This is a genomic window from Finegoldia magna, from assembly GCF_002243175.1.
GTDB lineage: Bacteria > Bacillota > Clostridia > Tissierellales > Peptoniphilaceae > Finegoldia > Finegoldia magna_J.
The window spans coordinates 103,234-127,125 of the sequence record NZ_NDYF01000012.1 but is presented as its reverse complement, the minus strand read 5'-3'; the positions used below and the strand labels follow the sequence as shown (position 1 = coordinate 127,125).

General features: G+C 30.7%; 22 protein-coding genes and 1 pseudogene. 22 read left to right on the top strand and 1 reads right to left on the bottom strand.

The features are described from left to right. From B9N53_RS09575 to B9N53_RS05075, 14 genes and pseudogenes are all read left to right on the top strand, one after another. Window positions 1-75: pseudogene (locus B9N53_RS09575) on the top strand (IS200/IS605 family transposase); the annotation flags it as partial. Window positions 76-417: 342 nt separating this feature from the next. Continuing rightward, on the top strand, window positions 418-1,062 hold the full coding sequence (locus B9N53_RS05135) for a hypothetical protein (protein ID WP_094203972.1): 645 nt from the start codon (window positions 418-420) through the stop codon (window positions 1,060-1,062). Between the two features lie 150 nt (window positions 1,063-1,212). Then, window positions 1,213-1,968 carry an acyl-CoA dehydratase activase gene (locus B9N53_RS05130; RefSeq protein WP_094203971.1) on the top strand — a complete coding sequence of 252 codons (756 nt, stop codon included), beginning with the start codon at window positions 1,213-1,215 and terminating at the stop codon, window positions 1,966-1,968. Beyond that, the gene (locus B9N53_RS05125; protein WP_094203970.1) at window positions 1,968-2,762 is read left to right on the top strand and encodes a 2-hydroxyacyl-CoA dehydratase family protein; all 795 of its coding nucleotides are present in this window, start codon (window positions 1,968-1,970) and stop codon (window positions 2,760-2,762) included. The genes B9N53_RS05130 and B9N53_RS05125 overlap by 1 nt, the downstream gene beginning before the upstream one ends. 11 nt (window positions 2,763-2,773) lie before the next feature. Then, window positions 2,774-4,057, top strand: coding sequence for a double-cubane-cluster-containing anaerobic reductase (locus B9N53_RS05120; protein WP_094203969.1), 1,284 nt, complete (start codon window positions 2,774-2,776; stop codon window positions 4,055-4,057). Beyond that, window positions 4,047-4,310 carry a DUF3343 domain-containing protein gene (locus B9N53_RS05115; RefSeq protein WP_242432407.1) on the top strand — a complete coding sequence of 88 codons (264 nt, stop codon included), beginning with the start codon at window positions 4,047-4,049 and terminating at the stop codon, window positions 4,308-4,310. Before B9N53_RS05120 ends, B9N53_RS05115 begins: the two co-directional genes overlap by 11 nt. 98 nt (window positions 4,311-4,408) lie before the next feature. Further along, the gene (locus tag B9N53_RS05110) at window positions 4,409-5,776 is read left to right on the top strand and encodes a GTP pyrophosphokinase (RefSeq protein ID WP_094203968.1); all 1,368 of its coding nucleotides are present in this window, start codon (window positions 4,409-4,411) and stop codon (window positions 5,774-5,776) included. Then, window positions 5,766-6,119, top strand: a complete 354-nt coding sequence (acpS, locus tag B9N53_RS05105; protein ID WP_094203967.1) for a holo-ACP synthase — start codon at window positions 5,766-5,768, stop codon at window positions 6,117-6,119. Before B9N53_RS05110 ends, acpS begins: the two co-directional genes overlap by 11 nt. Window position 6,120: 1 nt before the next feature. Then, window positions 6,121-6,960, top strand: a complete 840-nt coding sequence (locus tag B9N53_RS05100; RefSeq protein WP_094203966.1) for an NAD(P)H-hydrate dehydratase — start codon at window positions 6,121-6,123, stop codon at window positions 6,958-6,960. Then, window positions 6,960-8,135, top strand: coding sequence for an alanine racemase (gene alr / locus B9N53_RS05095; protein WP_094203965.1), 1,176 nt, complete (start codon window positions 6,960-6,962; stop codon window positions 8,133-8,135). Before B9N53_RS05100 ends, alr begins: the two co-directional genes overlap by 1 nt. Before the next feature lie 109 nt (window positions 8,136-8,244). Then, window positions 8,245-8,586 (top strand): type II toxin-antitoxin system PemK/MazF family toxin, encoded by a 342-nt coding sequence (locus tag B9N53_RS05090; RefSeq protein ID WP_002835111.1) that lies wholly within the window; start codon window positions 8,245-8,247, stop codon window positions 8,584-8,586. Window positions 8,587-8,657: 71 nt separating this feature from the next. Beyond that, the gene (locus tag B9N53_RS05085; protein ID WP_094203964.1) at window positions 8,658-9,740 is read left to right on the top strand and encodes a phage tail protein; all 1,083 of its coding nucleotides are present in this window, start codon (window positions 8,658-8,660) and stop codon (window positions 9,738-9,740) included. Between the two features lie 455 nt (window positions 9,741-10,195). Next, on the top strand, window positions 10,196-11,716 hold the full coding sequence (locus tag B9N53_RS05080; protein ID WP_242432406.1) for a hypothetical protein: 1,521 nt from the start codon (window positions 10,196-10,198) through the stop codon (window positions 11,714-11,716). A gap of 234 nt (window positions 11,717-11,950) precedes the next feature. Then, window positions 11,951-13,402 carry a hypothetical protein gene (locus tag B9N53_RS05075; protein ID WP_242432405.1) on the top strand — a complete coding sequence of 484 codons (1,452 nt, stop codon included), beginning with the start codon at window positions 11,951-11,953 and terminating at the stop codon, window positions 13,400-13,402. A gap of 120 nt (window positions 13,403-13,522) precedes the next feature. Here the strand turns inward: B9N53_RS05075 and B9N53_RS05070 are convergent, their stop codons facing one another. Then, complete coding sequence (locus B9N53_RS05070) at window positions 13,523-14,056, bottom strand: 5-formyltetrahydrofolate cyclo-ligase (protein ID WP_094203963.1); 534 nt, start codon at window positions 14,054-14,056, stop codon at window positions 13,523-13,525. 100 nt (window positions 14,057-14,156) lie between these two features. Between B9N53_RS05070 and ftsE the strand changes: the two genes are divergently transcribed. The 8 genes from ftsE (at window position 14,157) to B9N53_RS05030 (ending at window position 23,845) form a co-directional block, all read left to right on the top strand. Beyond that, the gene (gene ftsE, locus B9N53_RS05065) at window positions 14,157-14,840 is read left to right on the top strand and encodes a cell division ATP-binding protein FtsE (protein ID WP_002837266.1); all 684 of its coding nucleotides are present in this window, start codon (window positions 14,157-14,159) and stop codon (window positions 14,838-14,840) included. After that, on the top strand, window positions 14,827-15,720 hold the full coding sequence (ftsX, locus tag B9N53_RS05060) for a permease-like cell division protein FtsX (RefSeq protein ID WP_094203962.1): 894 nt from the start codon (window positions 14,827-14,829) through the stop codon (window positions 15,718-15,720). Before ftsE ends, ftsX begins: the two co-directional genes overlap by 14 nt. 10 nt (window positions 15,721-15,730) lie before the next feature. Beyond that, window positions 15,731-16,954, top strand: a complete 1,224-nt coding sequence (locus B9N53_RS05055) for a murein hydrolase activator EnvC family protein (RefSeq protein ID WP_094203961.1) — start codon at window positions 15,731-15,733, stop codon at window positions 16,952-16,954. Window positions 16,955-17,109: 155 nt separating this feature from the next. Next, a complete protein-coding gene (locus tag B9N53_RS05050; RefSeq protein ID WP_094203960.1) occupies window positions 17,110-18,564 on the top strand; it encodes a peptidase S41 in 1,455 nt (484 codons plus the stop codon). Window positions 18,565-18,586: 22 nt separating this feature from the next. Next, window positions 18,587-20,047: a peptidase S41 gene (locus B9N53_RS05045; protein WP_094203959.1), complete on the top strand. Its 1,461-nt coding sequence runs from the start codon at window positions 18,587-18,589 to the stop codon at window positions 20,045-20,047. Window positions 20,048-20,080: 33 nt separating this feature from the next. After that, window positions 20,081-21,538 (top strand): S41 family peptidase, encoded by a 1,458-nt coding sequence (locus B9N53_RS05040; RefSeq protein ID WP_094203958.1) that lies wholly within the window; start codon window positions 20,081-20,083, stop codon window positions 21,536-21,538. 163 nt (window positions 21,539-21,701) lie between these two features. After that, window positions 21,702-22,877: a S41 family peptidase gene (locus B9N53_RS05035; RefSeq protein ID WP_094203957.1), complete on the top strand. Its 1,176-nt coding sequence runs from the start codon at window positions 21,702-21,704 to the stop codon at window positions 22,875-22,877. Window positions 22,878-22,885: 8 nt separating this feature from the next. Then, on the top strand, window positions 22,886-23,845 hold the full coding sequence (locus B9N53_RS05030; RefSeq protein WP_094203956.1) for a polysaccharide deacetylase family protein: 960 nt from the start codon (window positions 22,886-22,888) through the stop codon (window positions 23,843-23,845). Window positions 23,846-23,892 lie beyond the last annotated feature (47 nt).

Sequence of the window (23,892 nt, the reverse complement as noted above, 5' to 3'; positions counted from 1 at the left end):
GAAGATTATATAGCGGACCAAATAAGTTTGAAAGAGTATATAGACCCATTTACTGGGAAAAAGAATAAAAAATAAAAAGAAGAAAGAGGCGCTTTAGCGTCAATTGAGAATGTAGTGCAGCTGTCGGACATTCAATATGCACAAGGTGCATTGCAGGCAACAGCCCCTTATAGGGGCAGAGCAAACCACCAGCTAAGCTGGTGGTTATGATTATTCAAAACTGTTTCAAAATTTAAATTTAAGTGTTATAATGTTTTTGTAAACGATAACATAATTGCAGAGAATACATAGAATTATGAAATTAATTGTTATAAAACCAAATAATTTAGGTAATAAAAAGAAGAAAAATAAAATAAGGAGGTTATAAATATAAGTAAAACGTCTTCTTTTTAAAAATAAAATTAAAGGAGTAAAAATATGAAGAAATTTAGCAAAAAAATATTAATGCTTTTAATGGCAATCGTAGTTTTAGTAACACCTACTTTTACAGGCGCAGTAAGACAAGAAGTACACAACAATAGAAACTATAATTGGTACATAGATCAAGGTAATACTGGCTGGGCTAGTAACTCAAATTGTGGCCCATCTTCAAGTGTAATGGTAGAAAAATGGTTTAATAGAAATACAATCGCAACAGCAGCTGGTGCAAGAGATCGTTATCCTATGCAAGGTGGATGGTGGTCAACAAATACTGTATCACAATATTTGAATGATCAAAGAGTTCCAAATCGTACAATTGTATACAATGGAGAAGATACTTTGACAGATATTTTGGATAATGGAAACATTGCAATTGTTTGTGTGAATACTGGATTTATTTCATTTAATAATAACAATAATTCAAACATTGGTAGATTTTACAACTACCAAGGAGGTCATTTCTTAGTTGTCAAAGGATATACTCATATCAATAATAGATTGTATTTTGAAGTTTACGATCCAAACAATTGGGGAGAAATGTATTTTAATGGTCAACCAAAAGGAAAAGACAGATTATATGCTGCAAACGAATTGTCACAATCAATTTTTAGATGGTGGGGAAATATTATAGTAATAGGATAAGAATGAGAGCCTTGAAATTAATTTTCGAGGCTTTTTTTAATTCACATTTCTATTTATTAATTTTTTCTATAAGTAAGCCTTGATTTATTGAATAATCTTATAAATCAGAAAAAAATTTTGTTTGATGTTATAATGAAGATGGTGATAAATATGTATTATGTAGGAATTGATATAGGATCAACTGCTTCAAAAGTAGTTGTGTTAGATGATTTAAAAAAAGAAATTCTTTTCAAAAAAGTTATGCCAACAGGCTGGAGTTCTGTTGAAACAAGCAAAACTATAAAAGAATGGTTAGAATCAAATGGAGTAAACGAAGATAATAGTAAAGTTGTTGCTACAGGATATGGAAGAGTTTCTGTTCCATTTGCAGACAAAGTCGTTACAGAAATAACATGCCACGCAAAAGGCGCAAGTTTTTTCAACGATACTGATATGACTATTATCGACATTGGAGGACAAGACACAAAAGCTATAAGTTACAAAAATGGTATGGTGGAAGATTTCATCATGAATGATAAGTGTTCTGCTGGTACTGGAAAATTTTTGGAAGTAATGGCAAACCGTCTTGGTGTTGGATTGGACGAAATGTTTGATTTGGCAAGAACTGGAAAAGATGTCAAAATTTCTTCAATGTGTACGGTTTTTGCTGAAACAGAAATCATTTCTCTAATTGGAAAAGGCACACCAAAAGAAGATATTGCTTGTGGTGTAATTAATTCTATCATTAATAAAGTGAAGACTTTGGTTCACAGACTTCCTGCTACGGATTATTATTTCTTAACTGGAGGTTTTTCGGGAAATGATTATATGACAGAACACTTGTCAGAACTTTTGTCAGCAACCGTAGAGACAAATGAAAACGCAAGATTTGCTGGAGCAATAGGAGCAGCAGTCTTAGCAAGATAATGGATTATTTGGATATTAGAAAAAACGCATATATCGACGCCCTCACTTTGAGTAAATCAACAACTGTTGTTTCATTGTGGGGCAGAGTTCCATGGGAAATCGTTGAGAGTTTTGGAGTAACAACAGTGTATTCTTATGGAATGGATAGGGAAGTCACAGAAGATTATTCGGATAATAATTACTGTGATATGTTGAATTCTTCTTTTGCTTATTTGGAACTTGGAAGATGTCCTTTTATGTTCAGTTCATCGTTTTTCATTGTAGATGATAGTTGTAAAATTCGCTACGAAACTTTGAAAAAGAAAACTGATAAGGATGTTTTCGTATACAAATACAGGGATTACAAATCTTTAATTGAGTATTTGGAAGATAAACTGGACAAAAAATTTGACGAAGAAAAATTCGATGAGCTAATCGAAAAATCCAGAGAAATTTCATCTCTTATATTCAATCTCAGAAAATGTGATATTGAAGAGAGAAGAATATACGAGGTGGAATATTTCTCTAAATTTATCTTCGACATCGACAAAAGAATAGAATTCATCAAACGACATATAGATGATTCTTTTAGGGAAAAATCATCGGTTAAACTTCAGGCAGCAGCTGGAGTGTACAAAAAATTTGATCAATTAATCAAAGAAGGCTATTTTTGTGAAGGTGAATATCACGACATTTTTACAAAAAAAGGTTTTGAATACATAGATGAAAAGTACAGGCAATTTGATTTCAAACCTGATTATGTGATTAATAACTGTAGCCAATTTGATTATGATGATAATGTAATTACTTACTAGGGGGTATTTAAATGGCAGATTACAGAAAAATGTGGGAAGATTTAGGAATGGATGTCGATCAACACGACGTTTTGTGTGAAGTTTTACCACAAGCATTTGGTGATGTATATTTATCACAAGAAAACAGACCAGAAAAAATGGATTATTTCAACATGGTTGTTGCAGAAATCCACGGGATTAGACCAGCTGAATTAATCGAATTCCAAAAAAACGGCGGAAAAGTTGTAGGAACATTCTGTATTCACGTTCCTGATGAAGTAGTATTTGGTTGTGGAGCTATCAATACTGGTTTGTGTTCAGGATCACAATTCTGGGTACCAGGTGGAGAAAAATATCTTCCAACTGCAACATGTCCACTAATCAAAGCATCTCTAGGTGCCAGATTTGAAAAAACTTGTCCATTCTTTAGACTTGCAGACTTATTCGTCGGAGAAACAACTTGCGACGGTAAGAAAAAAGCTTGGGAAATCATGTCAAAAGATGCTCCAATGTACATCTTTGATTTGCCACAAATGAAAAGAGACAAAGACGTTGAATTCTTCAAAGACGAAGTTTACAGATACATTGCTAGAATCGAAGAATTAACTGGCAACAAATTAACTCCAGAATCTCTTCACGATGCAATTGTTTTAATCAACAACAAAAGACGCGCAATGCAAAGATTGTGGGAATTCCGTAAATTAGACAATGTTCCAATAAGCGGTAAAGACTGCTTATTGATTTCTCAAATCGCATTCTACGATGATCCAACAAGATTTGCGCAAAAAGTTAATGAACTATGCGATGAATTGGATAAGAGAAAAGAACAAAACGTTAGCGTATACAAAAAAGGCGCTACAAGATTAATGTTAACAGGAACTCCATTGTCTATTCCAAACTGGAAACTACACCACATCATTGAATCAAGTGGAGCAGCTGTTGTATGTGAAGAAATGTGTACAGGTTCAAGATATTTTGAATTAACTGTAGATGAATCTGGAAAAACTATGGACGAAATGGTTGATCACCTAACAGATAGATACATGAAAGGTATCAACTGCGCATGTTACACTCCAAACACTGAAAGAGTTGACGACATCATCAGACTTGCAAAAGAATACAACGTTGATGGTGTAATCGATGTAAACTTAAAATTCTGTAACATTTACGATACAGAAGGTCACATTGTAGAAAAAGAACTTAAAGATCACAACATTCCAGTATTGGAAATTGAAACTGATTATACAGACGAAGACAGCGAACAATTGAAGACAAGAATTGAAGCATTCGTTGAAATGATTGAAAATGGCAGATAAAATGAACTACATCTTGTTCAAAGATGTGGCAAATGGACAAAAACTTTACGATTTAATCAAAGAAAATTCTATTAAAGCTACGATTGCACCAACACCAAGAGTATTGGATGTGTGTTGTGGGATTTCTATATTGTACGATAACTTGGAAGACAAACCGAAAATCGAAAAAATCATAAAAGAAAACAACATCGAAATCAAGGGCTTTCACGAAATAGAACGAGACATTAATCCTAACAGGATGAAGTTTCTATAAATTGTAAAATCAAAAGAGCACACGCAGTGCTCTTTTTTGATGCTTGTGAAAAGCTTAAATATGGTAAAATAATAGTAGCAATAAAAAGGAGAATAAAAATGAGAGCTGGAATTTTTCAATTTATGAATGATGCTGTTAAATTAATTAATAGTCGTTACAAATTCATAAACTTTGTTGCAGAAGAAACAAAAGAGTTTTTCAGTAAAGTTTTTGAAACAAACGAAGATGTTATTAATATTAACGCACGTGTAAAAAAAGAAGACAGCATCAAAGAAAAAATACTAAAACAAAATTATTATATAAAATGTAAAGACGTAGAGGATGTGTTCAATCTATTTCCAGATTTGATTGGAGTTAGAATAGAATGTCGTTTCAACGAAAATGAAAAAGATTTGTACGAATATTTGAAAAGACTTTTTTATTACAAAGATGACAATGGCTACTATTATTCCAAGTATGATATGAGAATCAGACTTAACCTGGATCAACCACAACCACAAAAACAAAAAAACGGGTTCGAAATTTATAAAATCGACGCTATTTTCGTTGAAAATGACGACATGAAAATCAATTTCGAAGTGCAAATCAAATCCATGGTCAATGTGTTCTGGGGAGAGGTAGATCATTCGATTTTGTACAAAAATTCAAACTACGTTATGACAGAAGATTTGATACGTGATGTGATGTACTCAATCAAAAATAACCTTACAATTATCGACAAGCAACTCAACAGCGTTTACAAAAAAATGATGACAGTGGAATCCAACGAAGATGACGCTACAAGACAACAATTTAAAAGCATCATAACAAAAATGATTCACGATGGATACATGCTCAAACTAAAATACAACCTAGGTTTTGTAATAGATATGAGAAATATCGCAAATGTAGTAAGCGATTATTTGTTTTCTGTAATGGATGTTTTGGAGAAAAAACAATACGAAGAAAGACTAATCGACATACTAAACAAGGTCAATGCCATAAGTAACAAGCCTATTAGTTTTGGTGAATTGTATGATTTTTCAGATATGGAATTTGGAGATTACATTCACACTTCATTTGCACAAGGACTTAATAGCAGATTGGACAAGGACTTCAACTGGAACTTCTGCTTGTCAATATTATTTGCGCTTGATGACAGAGAAAACAACGAAATTTTTATGGACTTTGTGTATTATGTGATATATTCCATTAAAAAAGTCATCGAAAAAGAAATCAGCAACTGCAATATCAACCAAACTTACCAAGATATTTTGACGGATAAGTTAATGAAAGAAAGCATGAAATACTTGTCAGAATCATATAATATTAATAATTTTTCACAAAATTCATTCGAAATAATTGGAGAAATCGTAGAAGATTTCGTAAAAAATGTGGAAAGCGTGGAAGATATCGAAAAACTAGATTTTTTAGCATTGAGAAATAAATTCTTGGAAAAATTTGAAGGAATCAAAAATGAAGATTAGATGTGGAACTGATATTCTGAGGGTTTCACGAATAGAAAACATCAAAAATCTGGATAAATTTATGAAAAAAGTCTTCACTGAACGTGAAATTTCATACATTGAATCCAAAAATCGTAATTTTGAGACGATTACGGGAATGTTTTGCATGAAAGAGGCAGTGTCAAAAGCTTTGAAGACTGGAATTGGTAAAATGAGTTTTATGGATGTAGAGTCTATACATGACGATGGATTAGTTGTAAAATTAAATACAGATAAATTTCCAAAAGTTTTAGATATTGATGCATCCATTTCCCACGATGAAGAATACGCAATAGCAATGTGCGTGTTGATGTTGGAGGATTAAAATGGATTTTACAATAAAAAAACGCGATCCTTTTTCCAATAAAGGAAACTACGGAAGAGTCTGCATAGTCGGTGGATCCAATGGAATGTGTGGCAGCGTATACTTGGCAAGCATGGCAGCACTTCGTTGTGGTAGTGGATTGGTTTACACAATTGTCCCTGAAGTTATCTCGGAAATCATGCAAATTAAATCCGTTGAGAATATAATACTTCCACTTGATTGTGTCGACAAAAAATTGAGTACAAATTCTATTTCTCAGATTTTAGAATATATATCCAATAAAAACTGTGTCGCAATAGGTTGTGGTATGGGAAAAGACAAATTAAATTATGAATTGATAAAATTTGTACTCAAAAATTTTCATAAACCAGTGTTGATAGATGCAGATGGATTAAACTCAATAAAAGACTTCAGTGAACTAGAATACGATGATTTTTCTGTTGCGATAACTCCACATCCGCTTGAATTTAGTAGACTTTCGGGATTGGATGTAGAATATATCAATCAAAATCGCGAAAAGGTCGCCGCGGATTTTTCGAAAAAACATAAATGTATCGTAGTTCTCAAAGGTCATCACACAATTGTCGCAAAAAATGATGAAATATATGTAAATAATACTGGAAATGCGGGAATGGCGACTGCTGGAAGTGGCGATTGTTTGTCGGGAATTATTACAAGTTTCATGCACAACAGAGATGTGTTCGAAGCTTGTAAATTGGGAGTTTACATTCACGGACTGGCTGGAGATTTTGCAAAACAAAAAATAGGAGAGGACAGCATTATTGCATCGGATATTATTAGAAATTTACCGGAAGCAATCAATGCGTGTAAGGAGAAATAATGTTTAAGTATCAAAGTTATTTGAAGGTTGATTTGGACAAATTAAAACACAATTACAAAGAAATCAAAAACATCAGCAATTTAGTCAAAATGTGTGCCGTTGTAAAGGCTAATGCTTATGGACAAGGCGCAGCATTTATCACAAAAGAATTGGAATATTTGGGAATAGATTACTTTGCAGTGTCCAATATAAATGAAGCCTTGGAACTTCGCAAAAATGGAATATTCAAACCAATTATGATTTTAGGATACATTTCCAATGAAAATATTGAAGTAGCAATCAAAAACAACATCGAATTAACGGTTTACGATTATGAAACTGCAGTTGAAATCAATAACGTTGCAAAAAGTTTGAATAAAATATGCAAAGTTCACATCAAAATCGATACAGGAATGACAAGATTAGGATTTCAAGTTAGACTTGACAAAGATAAATGCTTGGAAGACATCTTCAAAATCTATAAAATGGATAATGTAGTGTTGCAAGGAATTTACAGCCATTTTTCAGATGCTGATAGCGAAGATTATTCCTACACAAAAGAACAATACAATACATACATTGGTTTTATGATTGATGTGGAAAACAGAGGAATAACTGTTCCAATAAAACACATAGCAAATGATGCTGGAGCGATAATTCACGGATATTTCTTGGATATGATAAGATGTGGAATTGGACTTTACGGATATCACGCATCAGATTATGTAAGAGAAAATTCCAGACTAAATTTGGAAGAAATATCATCACTCTACACAACGGTGTCCATGATTAAAACAGTTCCAAAAGGAACAGACATTGGATACGGTAGAACATTCACGACAAACTCTGAAACAGTAGTTGCAACAGCGACAATCGGATATGCTGACGGTTATCCATTGGAATTATCCAACAAAGCTTATGTTATTATAAACGGCAAAAAAGCAAAAATTTTGGGAAAAGTCTGCATGGATCAAATCATGATAGATGTAACATACATTAGAGATGTAAAAGTCGGCGACAAAGTTTTGTTGTTCGGTAAAGATGACATGGGAGAAATCTCGTTGTATGATTTGGCAGAAATGGCAAACACAAATGTTTATGAGCTTTTGTGTAGAGTTACAATGAGAATTCCTAGGATTTACACTAGAAATGGAAAAGTCGTAGAAGTGTGCGACTATCTACAAAAAATCAACTAAACATAGCCCAGCTATTAAGTTGGGCAAGTTTTTTATATTGATTTCTTGAAGTGTTTTGGATATAATAAAAATAGTTCTTAAAATAGCGAAGAGTTTATAGGGTGAGTTTATGAAAGTAAAAAGAGGAGACATATTTTACGCAGACTTAAGCCCTGTTGTTGGATCTGAGCAGGGTGGTGTAAGACCTGTCGTTGTTGTTCAAAATGATGTGGGAAACAAATACAGTCCAACCGTAGTCATAGCAGCTATTACTTCACAAATAAATAAAGCTAAATTACCAACACACGTGGCAATAGAACGATCCAAGTACGGCTTACCGAAAAATTCAGTTATTTTAGCTGAACAAATAAGAACTATTGATAAAAAAAGGCTTCGTGAAAAAGTAGGTAGCTTTGACGATAGAGTTCTGATAAAGTTGGATGAAGCTTTAAAAATATCTGTGGGTATATAATCTAAACTACATATTTTATAAAAAAGTTATCAAATTTGATTTGGTAGCTTTTTTTGTATATAATTTAAGCTATGGAAAATTACGATATTTTTAGATTAAACAACTTTTTAATATACAAAAAAACAGGGACAGATGGACTAAGCATCTACGATTGGAACAAGAAGAAATTCGCATTCAAAAACGAAAATAGCGAACAAGAACTTCTTAAAATCAACGACATATACATCAACGACAGAAACAGCGACATCGAACTTATTGACCTAGTGGAACGTGAACAAGAAAATTCATTTTCTTCAGTTGTGAATTACTACAGCGATATGAGCGAAGTACAACTTCACAAAAAGACGATACTATATCTCATCAAAGACAAAGATTTTGATATGTTACAAGATTTATTCGACAAAATCGAAGATGATCAATCATATTCGTATCTATTTGTATACGCAATCAAAAAATTAATACAATATGAAAATAGTCCGTCACTATTAAAAGGCAACATCGAATTGACAGAAGAAAGCCAAGAAATAGTCACAACATTATCCATTAGCATGATATCAGATGCGCTATTGAAATATTTTGAATATTTCAAAAAATTCTTCATCTTCACATCCAATTACGTGTTCACAATAGATGTAAGAACGTATATACTTATGAATTACATGACCAAATTCATAGCCAAATGGAGAGAATTCTTGTACAAATACTCAAAAGTCGACGACAAAGAATCCACATTCAAATTAATCAACGATTATGTAATCATGCTTTCACAAAGCTTGGACAATGATAATTACTCAATTGAAATGGAGAAAGAAATCATATCAGAAACCAAGAAATATTTGAACGAAGAAGATTATACGAATGTGTTCAAAAACTTGTCATCAATACACGATTCGTATTATTTTATACTATTCGTAGAAGAACTTATCAAACAAGACAAAGACAAAACATTTGGAAAAGTATGGGAAATTTATCGAAAGAGATTAAAAAGCACATACAAAGACAAAAAATACATGAATATTGTCATGGAAATCAAATCCTTCGAAGCTAAAAACGATGATTTGTACCAATATTTGAAGAAAAACATAGAGAAAACATTCAAAAAAAGAACGAAGTTATTAGAAATATTACAATTTGTGGATACACTGGATTTTTAATAATAATATTAGAGATTGAACAGGGACATTTAGATTATGCCCCTGTTTTTTAGTTTATATTATGATTTCCAACAAGAAATTATTTTGTATCGATATAAAAACAAATACTTATAGATTTATCAAATAAATGAAATAAAGTTAGCAAAAGCGGATAATATCTATACTTGTTTATTATGGATAATCTGATTTATAAACAAAAGAACAAAAACTAATCCGTATCAATCTTTATATATTAAAACATCAAATAAATAAACTGTTGACAAAAAAATCAATAAAAGATAATATGAATTAATAACAAGACTTTTATTTTAATATTATGAAAACGTTACACGATTCGAATAAAAACATTAAAATTCAAAATAAATCTCATTGAAATTAAAATCGACAAGTTAGAAGTCAAATATGAAATAAGTTGCAATATTTGTGCTTTAAAATCAAAAGGAGTGGAAATTAGCGTGAAAAACAACAAGACAGAAGAACACATTTCTATAAGCTATAAAAAGACAAAATTAATTAGCTTTATTAGCAAAACACTACTTAGTTTACTTTTCTTAACTTTTTGTTCAGGATTTACATATTCAAATAATGTGCAAGAGGTTCCTGAATATATACGTGAAATTATTACAAAAGAAAATATCAATTTAGAAGACAAAATTACGGTTGATTTGAAAACTAAAATCTCACAAGAAGAATATGAAAAAACAATAAAAGATGTAGAAAACTTTTTGAAAGAAAATCATATAATCTTTAATAATACATCCAGAAAAGAATTTTCAAAAGAATGCGACAAATTTATTAAAGATAAAAAAGAACATACAATAGTAGATACGATATTAGATTTAAAAGTACTGGCGTCAAGTTTAAAACAAGGACATCTTGGATTTGGGTCAGGATATTTTACTGAAGAATTGCCAGTAGATTTAATTCTGTTAAAAGATGGTTACTACATAAAAAAATGCAACAAACAATACAGTAATATCCTAGGAAGCAAACTTTTAGCAATAAATAATACTCCAATTGAAGAGGTAGAAAAGAAAGTATCAAAATATTTTCTAGGTGAAAACAAGAATATATCCAGATTATTTGCAATTGAAAACATTAGAATAGTCGATAATTTAAGACGCGAAAATATAGTAAGTGACAATGAAATAACACTTAAATTAGAAAAAAATGGGAAAATATTTTATAAAAATGTAATTCCTCAAAATTTCAGAAAATGGGAATTTGGGAAATTGGACTCTAAAAATACTGATTTTTATTTTATGAATAAAGCTAAGATTGTAAATAGAATGAATAATCAGGATTCTGTTAGCATTAAACCACTAGATGTAATAAATCAAGCTGAAAAAAACTTTTATTCTGAAATAAAAAACAAAGATTTAATAATTTATTATAATTCATGTTTTGAAAATGCAGAATTTAATATCTTCGATTTTTCGAAAGAGATAAATAAAAAATTGTATGAAAGTAAGCCTTCTACAATAGTTGTGGATTTAAGATTCAATGGGGGAGGTAGTACTTACATTTACCCATATATTTTAAAAGAAATGTCATTTTATCAGATAAAAAATCCAAATACAAAAATAAAAGTATTGATAAGTAATAATTCATATTCTGCAACAGCACCCGCAACTATGCAAACGATGAGAATAATGGATAATGTTGAAGTAATAGGATCTGATTCGGGATTTACAATTAAAAACACAACAGGTTCTGATAGTATGTTTTATATCAAAAGTCTAAAACTTTATTGTAATTATGGGATAAGAATATTTAAACAAAATTATGAAAGGGAAGATGTATTTAATCATAATTATAAAAACTATGATTATGAAGGTGATATGCTTACACCAGACTTCTACGCCGAGCAATCTTTTGCAGATTACATGATAGGAAATGATCCGGCTATGAATTACGCGCTTAGAGATGAAGGAGATTATTCGTTAATTAATAAGTTGAAGTCTATTATTAATTAATGAAATTAAAAAAGGTAGTTAGAGAATAGTATTCTCAAAAAATAAAATTGGCGAAGGTATATCAAGTTCGAGGATAAAGTATATGAAAATTTTAATGGACGCTAGAAATCACTGAGTAGTAACAAATAGTAGTAGTCCTTGTACAACAGTTAATGGCATATCTTGTCCAGTAAAAAATATTATCCTTGTGGAAACATAATACTTAATTGCGTTTGACTGGAGAAAATATTTATTATGGAATTGAAGGAATCAAAAATAAATACAAATAAAAAAATGTATTTAAAGCTTGTAGTAAGTATAATTTTTATTATACTTACCTCAGGATTTAATTATGACAATAGTGTGCAAAAAGTTCCATCTTATATGCTAGATAAAATGTATTCAATAGATGGAAAATATGGTGAAACTGAGGATATCAATCTTAAAGATGAAATATCCCAAGAAGAATATGAAAATACCATAGAAGGAATCGAAAAATTTGTGTTGGAAAATCACGTATTATTTGATAGCATTTCGAGACAGGATTTTTCGAAAGAGTGTAAAAAAGCAATCCAAAACGAGAAAGCTCATACAATTATTGATACTCAGATGGAATGTAAAAGACTGATATCTAGTCTGAGACAAGGACATTTTGGAATAAGTAATGATTATTATACAGGAATTTTGCCAATAAGATTTATGAAATTCAAAGATGGATATTACATATACTATTCTGATAATAAAGATGTAGCAGCCGCTAAAATTTTAGATATTAATGGAGTACCTATAAAAAAAGTAATAGAAAAAGTTTCAAAGTATTTTTATGGGGAAAATAAAATCTTCACTGAAACAAACTCAATGCGAGGGATAATGTATTATGATTTTCTAAAAAAAGAAAACATAGTAAATGGTGAAAAAGTCCAATTTAAATTAGAAAAAAATGGTAAAACATATTATAAAGAAATTACACCAATAAAAACTGGAAAGTGGAAGTTAAAAAAAATAAAATCAGATTTTAACGAAATATATAAGGATATAGGATTTGAAAATATTCATGAAGTTAAAAAAATAAGTAATATTAGTATTAATCCATTAGATAAGATATACATCAGAGAAAAACTATTTTATCTTCAAAATAAAAATGATAGTTTGATAATACATTTTAACTCATGCACTGAAAATGATCAGTACAGTATAAATAAATTTGAAAAAGAGTTGAATCAGAATTTAAAAACTAATAAACCTTTGAAAATCATTATAGATGTTAGATTTAATACTGGAGGACAATCTTATGTTTATAGTCCGATATTAAAAGAAATTGCGTTATATAAATTACAAAACCCAGAAATAAAAATCAAATTGTTGATTGGAAATTTGACATATTCTGCAGGAGGAGAGGCTTGTATCAATACAATGAGAAATATTGATAATATAGAAATCATCGGCACCGAGTCAAGCAGTTCTATAAATAATACATTCGGAATAAATAATGTGTTTTATATAAGCAGTATTAAAAGTATTTGCAGTTATGGTGATACTTTAATCAGATCTGATTATACCATTCAAGATTTATACAATCACAATTACAGAAACTATGACTTCGATGAAAACATGCTTACACCAGACTTCCACGCTGAGCAATCTTTTGCAGATTACATGATAGGAAATGACCCTGCTATGAATTATGCACTGAGAGATGAAAAATAATTAAGATTTTTTTTTAGTGATCAAGTTGTCAATTTAACTAAATACTAACTATCAACAAAAAAGATAGTACAAAAGACCACAGAATTCGAAATGATTTGTGGTCTTTTAGCTTGTGGATATTTATTTTTGGATTATTAATTTATCAACAGGTCTGTCAAACTCTTCTGGATTTAAATCATCTACTAATTGAAAATCGTACACTATGGAAACTTTGTAGGAATCTTCGCCGATTTTGTCGATGAATCTGTCGTAGAATCCTCCACCGTAGCCAATTCTGTATTTGTTTTTGTCAAAGCATAGTCCAGGTACTAGCATGAAATCAAATTTAACATCTGATTCAACTGGATTTTTGGGTTCTAGGATTCCGTAAGCTCCAGGAGCCAAATCGTCCATGCTTTTGATTTCTACTGCAATCATGTGTCCTTTTGATTTTACATAGGGAACGTACACTTTTTTTCCTTGTTCCAACAAATCTTTTATAAGCTTATGAGTGTTAAACTCAGATCCAAAGCTTACATACACAAAAAAGTTTTCGGAGTTTTTGAATTCTTCTAAGTTTTTCAATTCTGTTAAAAGTTCATCGTCGATTTTTTGTTTGTCAGAGATGGAGTCTCTTTGTTTTAACATTTGTTTTCTAATTTCTTTTTTGTTCATTTTCATCACCTAAAAATATATATACCCTAAAAAGATTTAAATATCCAGTTGTTTAAAAATTTAAAAAGTCTGTGATATAATTAGGTTTACGAGGTGAAAAATGTTAGAATTCGTTCATGTCGATAAGACATATAAAAATAAAGTGTGCGCACTAAACGATTGCAATTTTAAAATTGAACAAGGTGAATTTGTTTTTTTGATTGGACCAAGTGGTGCGGGTAAATCAACTATTACTAAACTTATACTTAAAGAAATAAATCCAGATAGAGGTAAGATTTACCTTTACGGTGAAGACATAACCAGATTAAAAGCGAGGAAGGTTCCTAAATTAAGACAAAGTATAGGGATGGTGTTCCAAGATTTTAAATTATTGGAGAATAAGACTGTGTACCAAAACATAAAATACGTTATGCAAATTTTGGGGAAGAGTTCTTCAGAGATAAAATCTACGATTGATACTGTGCTTGATTTGGTAAATTTGAAGGACAAAAAGAATGCGTATCCACACGAATTATCAGGTGGGGAAATGCAAAGAGTGTGCATTGCACGTTCAATGGTTAATAAACCAAAACTACTTATTGCAGACGAACCTACGGGAAATTTGGACCCTGTTACTAGCATGGATATTGCAAATGCGTTGGTTAGAATTAACGAACGTGGTACGACTGTGATGATGATAACTCACGAGAAGGATATCGTGAACAAATTACAAAAAAGAGTAATTCAATTGGACAAGGGTATTATTGTTAGAGATGAAGAAGGTGGAATGTATGAGAAGAATTAGAGTTGTGATATCCACTTTGAAAGAAGGATTTGTAGGGATTTGGAAAAACAGATCGATGGGACTTGCATCTTTGACGACGATTTCTCTGGCACTTTTGATTTTGGGATCTGTAATTATATCTATGTTGACTATGAATCAAGCTGTAAAAGACATCGAAGGAAAAGTTAATCTTGTCAATGTTTACTTGGAAAATGGAATACAAGAGGACAAAACGAAAAAGATTGAACAGTTTATCAAACAAAAAGATGGCGTTAAGGATTTGAAGTATGTGTCTAACAAACAAGCTATGGAGAATTTCTCCAAATCTTTGGATGATAAAACTTTGATTGAAGGAATGGAATCAGCTTTTCCTGCATCATTTGAAGTTACACTGAAGGATGTAAATGACGCTGAAGGATACGTCAGAGAATTTCAAAAAATAGATGGTGTTGAAAAGGTAAGCTTCTACAAAGATTTGATAGCAAAAATCTCAAACGCATCTAGAATTGTAAAATACGCTGGATCAATTGTAGTGGCAATATTAGTGATGATTTCAATTATAAATATTTCAAACACAATCAGATTGACAGTGTATGCTAGAAGAAAAGAAATTGCTATTAAGAAAAATATTGGTGCATCTAATTTGGTAATTTCTGCACCGCTTGTTGTAGAGGGGATATTTTTCGGAATTATCGGTGCTGTGGTTGCGTTTTTGGCTTGTTATTACCTGTACAGATATGGATATTTGAGGTATAATAAGACTGTGTATGGATTGATATCAACTTATTTAGTTCCACCGGTAATGATTAGGTGGGATTTGTTGAAGATTTTTATCAGTCTAGGTATCGGAATTGGGGCATTCGGTTCCGTATTAAGTAGCAAAAAATATCTCAAAATATAAGGAAGGAATTATGAAGAAGAAAATTGTCGCATTAGCTTTGTGCATGATGCTTATGACTAATGCAGTGTATGCAGACAAATTAACCGAATTAAATAACGAAAAAAAAGCAAAAACTTCGGATTTAAACGAATCTAAATCCAACCTAAATAAATTAAAAGATGACAAAAACGCTGAGATGGAAAAGTTGAAAAACATCAACTTAAAACTAACTCAAACTCAATCAGAACTTGCTATTCAACAACAAGAATTGGCGAAAATCAACAAATCAATAGATGATACTAAAAAAGAAATCGAAAATTACAAATCTAGTATCAATCAAAAAACAAAAGAATTTCAAAAAAGATTAAAGGGAATGTACATATCAAAAGACGGTGCAAAAGTCGATGTGCTTTTCGGATCTGGAAATTTGAATGATTTATTGAACAATGTAAGTTTGATGAATTATATTGCTAGATTTGACAAAAATCTATTGAACGATTTGAAACACGAAAAAATTTCATTAGATTATAAAGAAGACGAACTAAAATCCAAAATGCAAACAATGGAAATTGTGAAAAAGAATTTGGAATTAAAAGTCGTAGCGTTAAACGATACATTAGCAGAACAACAAAAATTAATCGATGATATTTCTAAAAATGTAACCATGACTGAATCAGAAATATCTTCATTAATAAAAGAGCTTGAAAAAATCGACGGCAAAATCGATGAAGAAAAAAAGGCTATACTACAAGCAAAATTACTAGCAGCACAAAGGGCTCAAGCTGAAAAAAGAAGACGTGAAATGGCGCAAAGAAATAAAGCCATCAACACAAACATTTCAGCGCCAGTAATCAATAACGACGGAGCGTACTTACAATGGCCTGTACCATCATCTCACAGAATGACTTCTTTTTATGGATGGAGAAGCGATCCATTCGGAAGAGGATCGGGATTCCACACAGGACTTGATATTGCAGCACCAATGGGAACACAAATCGTATCTGCAGAAGATGGAGTTGTAGTTCACGTTGGATGGAGTGGTGGCTACGGAAATCTTGTAAAAGTTCAACACGATAATGGAGCATTGACTTATTATGGACACTTGAGTGGATTCAATTGTAGCGTAGGTCAAAGAGTAAAACGTGGACAACTAATTGCATATATGGGATCAACTGGATATTCAACAGGACCTCATCTTCATTTTGAAGTTAGATTCAATGGTCAACACACTGATCCATTAAACTATTTAAGATAATTATGAAACTAAGTTAGCAATAACTTAGTTTTTTTAATGCAATAAATCACCAGAAAATATTTGGAGAAATATATAACCAAATGTTTGACAATTAAGTGTTTTATTTGTAAGATGGAGTTATAGAAAACGATTGACAATATTTAAGAGGAAATAAAATGAAAAAAACTAAGAAAAGTCAAATAATATTTTTATTCTTACTAACGTGCATTCTTGCATTAAATATGCAATCACGAGGATTTGCAAAGAATGAATTGGATAATGAAATTCTTACATTTCCAATAGAAGATAATTTGAAATTAGAAAATTACAATCCCGATGATTTAAGAGTTAAACAATTGGGAAAAATTGAATTAAATAGAGTACTTACGAAATCTGAGTATGAGAAAGATATGAAGAATTTTATAAGTTATTATTTGGAATGGCAAGCTTATTTAGGAAATTCTACAAGAGAAGAATTAGAAAAACTTGCGGAAGAACTATTGAAAACTTCGGACAATAAAACGGTTTCTGATTTAAACTTGGATTTTGCAGAATTAATTGCAAACACTAATGATGGACATACCTCAGCTATGTATGGAATAGGGAAAAGCTGTATGCCAATTAAGATTAGAATTATTAATGGAGATTATTACATAATTAATACAACACCTGAATACGAAGATTTATTATACTCTAAGATAATAAAATTTGCCGATATTGATACCAAGGACATAACAGAAAGATTATACAAATACACTTCAGCAGAAAATAAATATTTTAAAAACACAATAATAAAAGATTTTTATTTATATTATGGAGATGCACTAGAAAAAGAAAATATAATTAAAAATGGAGAATTAAAATTACAGATAGAAACTGATGGCAAAAAGCTTAATAAAACAATCAAAATGATTGAGCTTCCAGATGTTAAAATAAATAAATATAGTTATGCAAATACAGATTTTTCTCAAATCTTATACGATATGACAGACATCACAAAAAATAAATTCACAAAAAATGACAAGATGAGATACATGCAAATGAAACCATTTTATTATTATATAAATGATAATAACTTAATAATCCAATACAACAATTGTTATAATACTGATAAAGATAACATCTTGGAAAATATGATAGAAAAAATGGATAAAGATGTTTCACAAAATAATGTAGAAAAAATAATTGTAGATGTCAGATACAACTCAGGTGGCTGGGCAGCACATGCAAGAGAACTTGAATTGGCGCTGAAAAGATATCAACTATTGAATCCAAAATTGGAAATAAAATTATTAACTGGATCAGAAAATTACTCTGCTGGATCCTTGTTCGTAGATGGAATCAAGAGAAATTTTGATAATCTTCAGATAATTGGGGAAAATACTGGAGGACCTTCTGGGTGGACGACAGAATCGTCAAGTATTATGTATTTAGGAAATAGTAAATTATTTGTCAAAAAATCTAGTGGAGTTAGAAGATACGATTATACATTAGAAGACGTAGTACACTGTTCCAATCTTAATAAAAGAGATGGATTGACGTGGTATCCTGATATGTTTATCGAAAATCAAATCCAAGATTACGCCATTGGAAATGACAGGGTTATGAATTACGCATTAAGAAATCAATAAAATTAAATATAGGAGGAGATTTATGAAAAAAATTAAAACAATAACTTTGGTATCTGTGTTGATAATAAGTCTGTTATGTACAAGTACAAACATCTTTGCAGATAGTGAGTTAGATGATGTTGAAGTATTAACAATAGACGTAAATTCTATGTTTCAAGATGAAAATGTAGACTACAGTAAGCTTAAGACGGCTGTTGTACAAAACATAGATTTTAATAAGTCTTTAACTGATAAGGAATATAATACAGATTTATCTAATTTTCTTCATTATTTTAATCAATCACAATCTTATCTTGGATATTCAACAGAAGATGAAATGAAAAATGAATTAAATAAAATTATACAAAACAAAACAGGGCGAACGGTTGCTGATTTGAAGTTTGATATGGATAAAATTATCGCTATTACCAATGATGGTCATGCTCTTGGCATGATTAATGTAGGTAGTGCTTATTTACCGATAAGAATGAAAATTATTGATGACGATATTTACATAATTAATACTACAGAAAATTACAAGAATTTACTGTATAGTAAAATTATTAGCATCAATGGAGAGTCTGCAAAAAGTTTGCTTGATAAGTTTTATAAATATGTTTCAGGAGAAAACGAATATTTTAAGAAAGCTAAACTTGAATCATATTACTTGAGTTATATTGATATATATAATAAAGAAAATATAAGTAAGAATAACAGGTTATCACTAGAACTTGAAAATGATGGCAAGATTCAAAATATCGATATAGAAGCTATAAAAATGGAACCTACTAAAATCTTCAAACAATATTTTGAAGGTAGTGAATCAAAGAGATTTGTTTATGATATTAATGATAAAATAGGTAAAAAATTCGTGCAAAATAATAAGGAAAGATTTACCGATGACGAAGCATTTTATTGTTACGAAAGAGAAGGAAGCCTCATTGTAAAATATAATCAGGCAGCTGATAAAAGTGATGAGATTAGTTTAAAAAATCTAGAAAAAAATATGGATAGTATTATCAAGAAAAATAATACGAACAAGATCATATTAGACCTTAGATACAATAATGGAGGAGAAACGACACATTTTAGAGAGCTATCTAGAAAACTACAAACATATCAAATATCAAATCCACAACTTGAATTCAGAGTTTTGACAGATTACAATTCTTATTCAGCAGCGACATTTTTAATTGATGATATTAAGAAGGCGTTAAATAATGTTACTATAGTGGGTAATTTTACAGGAGGACCATCTGGTTGGACAACATCCTCATCTGGTTCTATGTTGTATTTTGGAAATAGTCACCTATTTACTTCATCTGTATCAAATTATTTATTTAGATTTGACTATAACTTTAATGATATAATGCATTGTTCCAATCTTAATAAAAGAGATGGATCAACGTGGCATCCTGATATGTTTATCGAAAATCAAATCGAAGATTACGCTATTGGAAATGATAAGGTTATGAATTACGCATTAAGAAATAATGGATATTAGTTTATCTGATTATAACGAGAGGAGATATTGTGTATGAAAAGCAAATTAAAGTTAGTAGTACTTACTATTTTTCTAATAATGACAACTAGTTTTGATAAACAGGATGAAATAATAAGGATTAATGAACAAGATTTGATTGATTCACTGAACACTAATAATATTGAAGAATATGATTCTCATGTAATTTTTGGTGATATACCAATTAGTTCAGAAAAATATAAGAAGCAGGTTAGAGATATAAGAGATTTTATGATGGATAATCATGTTTTTTATGAAGCACAAAACATGGATGAAATTACAAATTCTTATAATAAATTGTTGAATGATTCAGACAATAAAACAGTGAAGGACTTAAACCTTGATTTAATGAAAGTATTTTCAAAGTATAGGCAAGGACACGTTTCATTAAATACAGTATATAATGGAGAACCATCAGTTGTTATCGACGAAATTAATGAGAAATATTACATAGTCGCAACAACTGATAAATACAAGAACTTACTTGGAGCAGAACTCATAAGCATAAATAATATTAAAATGAAAGATATTATAGACAGGTTTGAATCTTACGCTATTGGGGAAAATGAAAGTTTTAGAAATCTTACTAAGGAATCATTCTTAAATTATTATGAAATATTGAAAAAAGAAAATGTGTTAACAGAAGAACAAAATATTTACGAATTGAAAAAAGGAGATACAGTAATAAAATTAGATTTACCATTTGAAAAATCAAAAGAGTTTATAGTTAGTAAATTAAAAATTAACGGAAGAAAAACTGAACGAATAAAAGTTAAACAGAAAAATGGCAATAAGGAAAAGTATAATATCATCAAACCTCTAAAATTATCAGTAGACAAAAATAAGCTACACTATCTTGAAACAAAGGATGACAATTTAATTATTAGGTATAATTCGTGTACGGAAAATGAGAATTACAAGATTGAAAAATTTACCAAGGATGTTTGCGACCAATTAGATAAGAATAAATTTTCAAATATAATTATCGATTTACGATATAACCTTGGAGGAAGTTCATTTCATATCTACAATATATTTGGTAAAATGATGGCATATCAGGGAGCAAATCCTGATACAAAAATAAAAGTTCTGATAAGCGATCAAACATACTCAGCTGCAGGAGATTGCGCTTTGTTATTTGTGAAGAACTTTCATAATGTCGAAGTGATTGGAAAAAATAGTGGGTTTCCAATATCAACGTCTGCAGGAGATGTAAATGGGGCATATACAAAAGATACGTATATTGGAATAAGTTACTGCACAACTGTTTTTAGGCAACACTATGAAAATGTAGATTCATTTTTGTTTAATTACAAGAATTTTGATTTTGTAAAAAACACAATGAAACCTGATTTTTACGCATCGCAATCATTCGCGGATTACATGATAGGAAACGACCCTGCGATGAATTATGCGTTGCGAAGTGAGGGGAATACTTCGTTGGCTGAGAAAATAAAAGGCGTTTTAAAATAATTTAAGGTTACAATTTAAAATTTGAGTAAATTAATATCTTCTTTTATTCATTAAAAGAGGATATTTTTTAATTAAAAGCACAATAATCTTAGACAAATTGTAACTCAATTTTAATACAAAAAATCGTTAATCTGTTATACTATATATTAGTTAGAGGTGATTTATGAAGACATTTAAAAAAGTTTTTATTGGATTGGGGCTTTGCTTATTGGTGTATCTAAGTTTTTCTGTAGGAAATGCTACGGGAAAAAGAACTGCGATTGCCAATGAAAATGGTATTCCATTAGCGAAGATCAATAAAATAGAAAACTTGATTGACCAATATTATCTTTTTGATATAGACAAAAACAAGCAACAAGAAGGAGCTGTTGAAGGTTATGTAAAAGCTTTGGGAGATCCTTATTCTGAGTTTTTGACTAAGGAAGAGATGGATAGTTTGAACCAACAAACTGAGGGAGAATATGCAGGTGTTGGAATTGTGGTTACTCCTTCTGAAACTGGTGCTATAACTGTTGTTAGTGCAATCAAAGGCAGTCCAGCTTTTGAAAAAGGCATAAAGAAAGATGATATTATACTTAAAATTAACGGCAAGGATTACAATGCATCCCAAATGAATGATGCTGTAAAGGTTATGAAAGGTAAGCCTAATACAGATGTTAAGCTTACTATTGCCAGAATGGAGAACAAAACAAGCAAGATTTTTGATGTAAATATTACTCGTCGTATGATTAGTTTGACTACTGTTAATTCTCAAAAAATAGGAGACATTGGTTATATCAATATAACTCAATTTGATAGGAAAACTGATAAGGAATTTATCGAACAATACGAAAATTTGAAAAAGCAAAATGTGAAATCAATTGTTTTGGATTTGCGTAACAATCCTGGTGGGTTGTTGGATTCTACGGTTAAAATAGCAGATTATCTGCTCCCACAAGGAGTAATAGTTAAGACTGTAGATAAGAATAAAAAAGAAGATATTCAAAAAAGTGATGCTTCAGAACAAAATTTACCAATGGTTGTTCTTGTGAATGGTTCAAGTGCATCTGCATCTGAAATTTTGACAGGAGCTTTGAAGGATTACAAGAAAGCCACGATTGTCGGTGAGAAAACTTTCGGAAAAGGTATCGTTCAAACGATTATTCCGATTGATAAGGGCGAAGGATTGAAGCTTACTATTAGTGAGTATTTTTCACCAAATGGCAACAAAATCCACAAACAAGGTGTTAAACCAGATGTTGAAATCAAATTAGATGAAAAAGCTAAGGGTATCGGAGTTGAGTTTATGAAAGAAGATAATCAACTTCAAAAAGCTTTAGAGATTTTAAATAAGAAATAGGAGAAATTATGAGAGAAGAAAGAGAAGCGAGAAGAAAACGCAAGAGAAGAAAAAAAATAATCAACTCAATAGTTCTTTTGGTTTTTGTATTGGCTGTAGGAAGTTTTGTTGCAGTAAAAGTAGCCAACAGCGAACAAAGTCTTAATCCAAAAGTAGCTGAGAGTTCTTCTAAGAAATCGAACAAAAAAAACGCTGAGAAAAAAGAAGAACAAAAACCAGATCCTAATAAATTAATAAAGGGTTCAAATCATATTTTAAAAGCAGATTCGTATGCTTATGATGCTAAAACCATCAGTCAATTCATTAGACCAACAAAATCTGAAGGATATGTCAAAAACACAGACAACAAAAAAATCTGTTTCTTGACTTTTGATGACGGTCCAAATCACAGCATAACTCCACAAGTTTTGGATGTATTAAAGAAAGAAAATGTTCCTGCTACATTTTTTGTGGTTGGTAAGCATGTCACTCAAGATACAAAAGATATTTTGGAACGCCAATTAAATGAAGGTCATGCTATTGCTCTTCACTCTTTTGAACACGATTATTCAAAATTATATCCAGGTAGAGTTGCGAACGCTGATAGAATTAAAAAAGAAGCAGAAATGGCACAAAAAGCATTGCAAGATGTTCTTGGCCCTGATTTTAAAACGAGCGTGTGGAGATATCCAGGTGGACACATGAGTTGGCAACAATTAAAGCCTGGCGATGACGCATTGGATTCTTTGGGAATTCATTGGATAGATTGGAACAGTTTAGTTGGAGATGCAGAACCAAAAAGCAGAAGACCAACGACAGTGGAAGGCATGGTTGAATTTGCAAATACTTCATTAACTTATCAAGCTGAGCAAGATTTAGTTGTAGTTTTGTGTCACGATGCACCAGGAAAACAACTAACTGTTGATTCACTTTCAGCAATTATTAAAAATTTTAAAGATAAGGGATATGAATTTGGAATTTTAAAATAATTTTACAATTATAAATATTAGCTTAAATTTGCCACAATTAAATTATT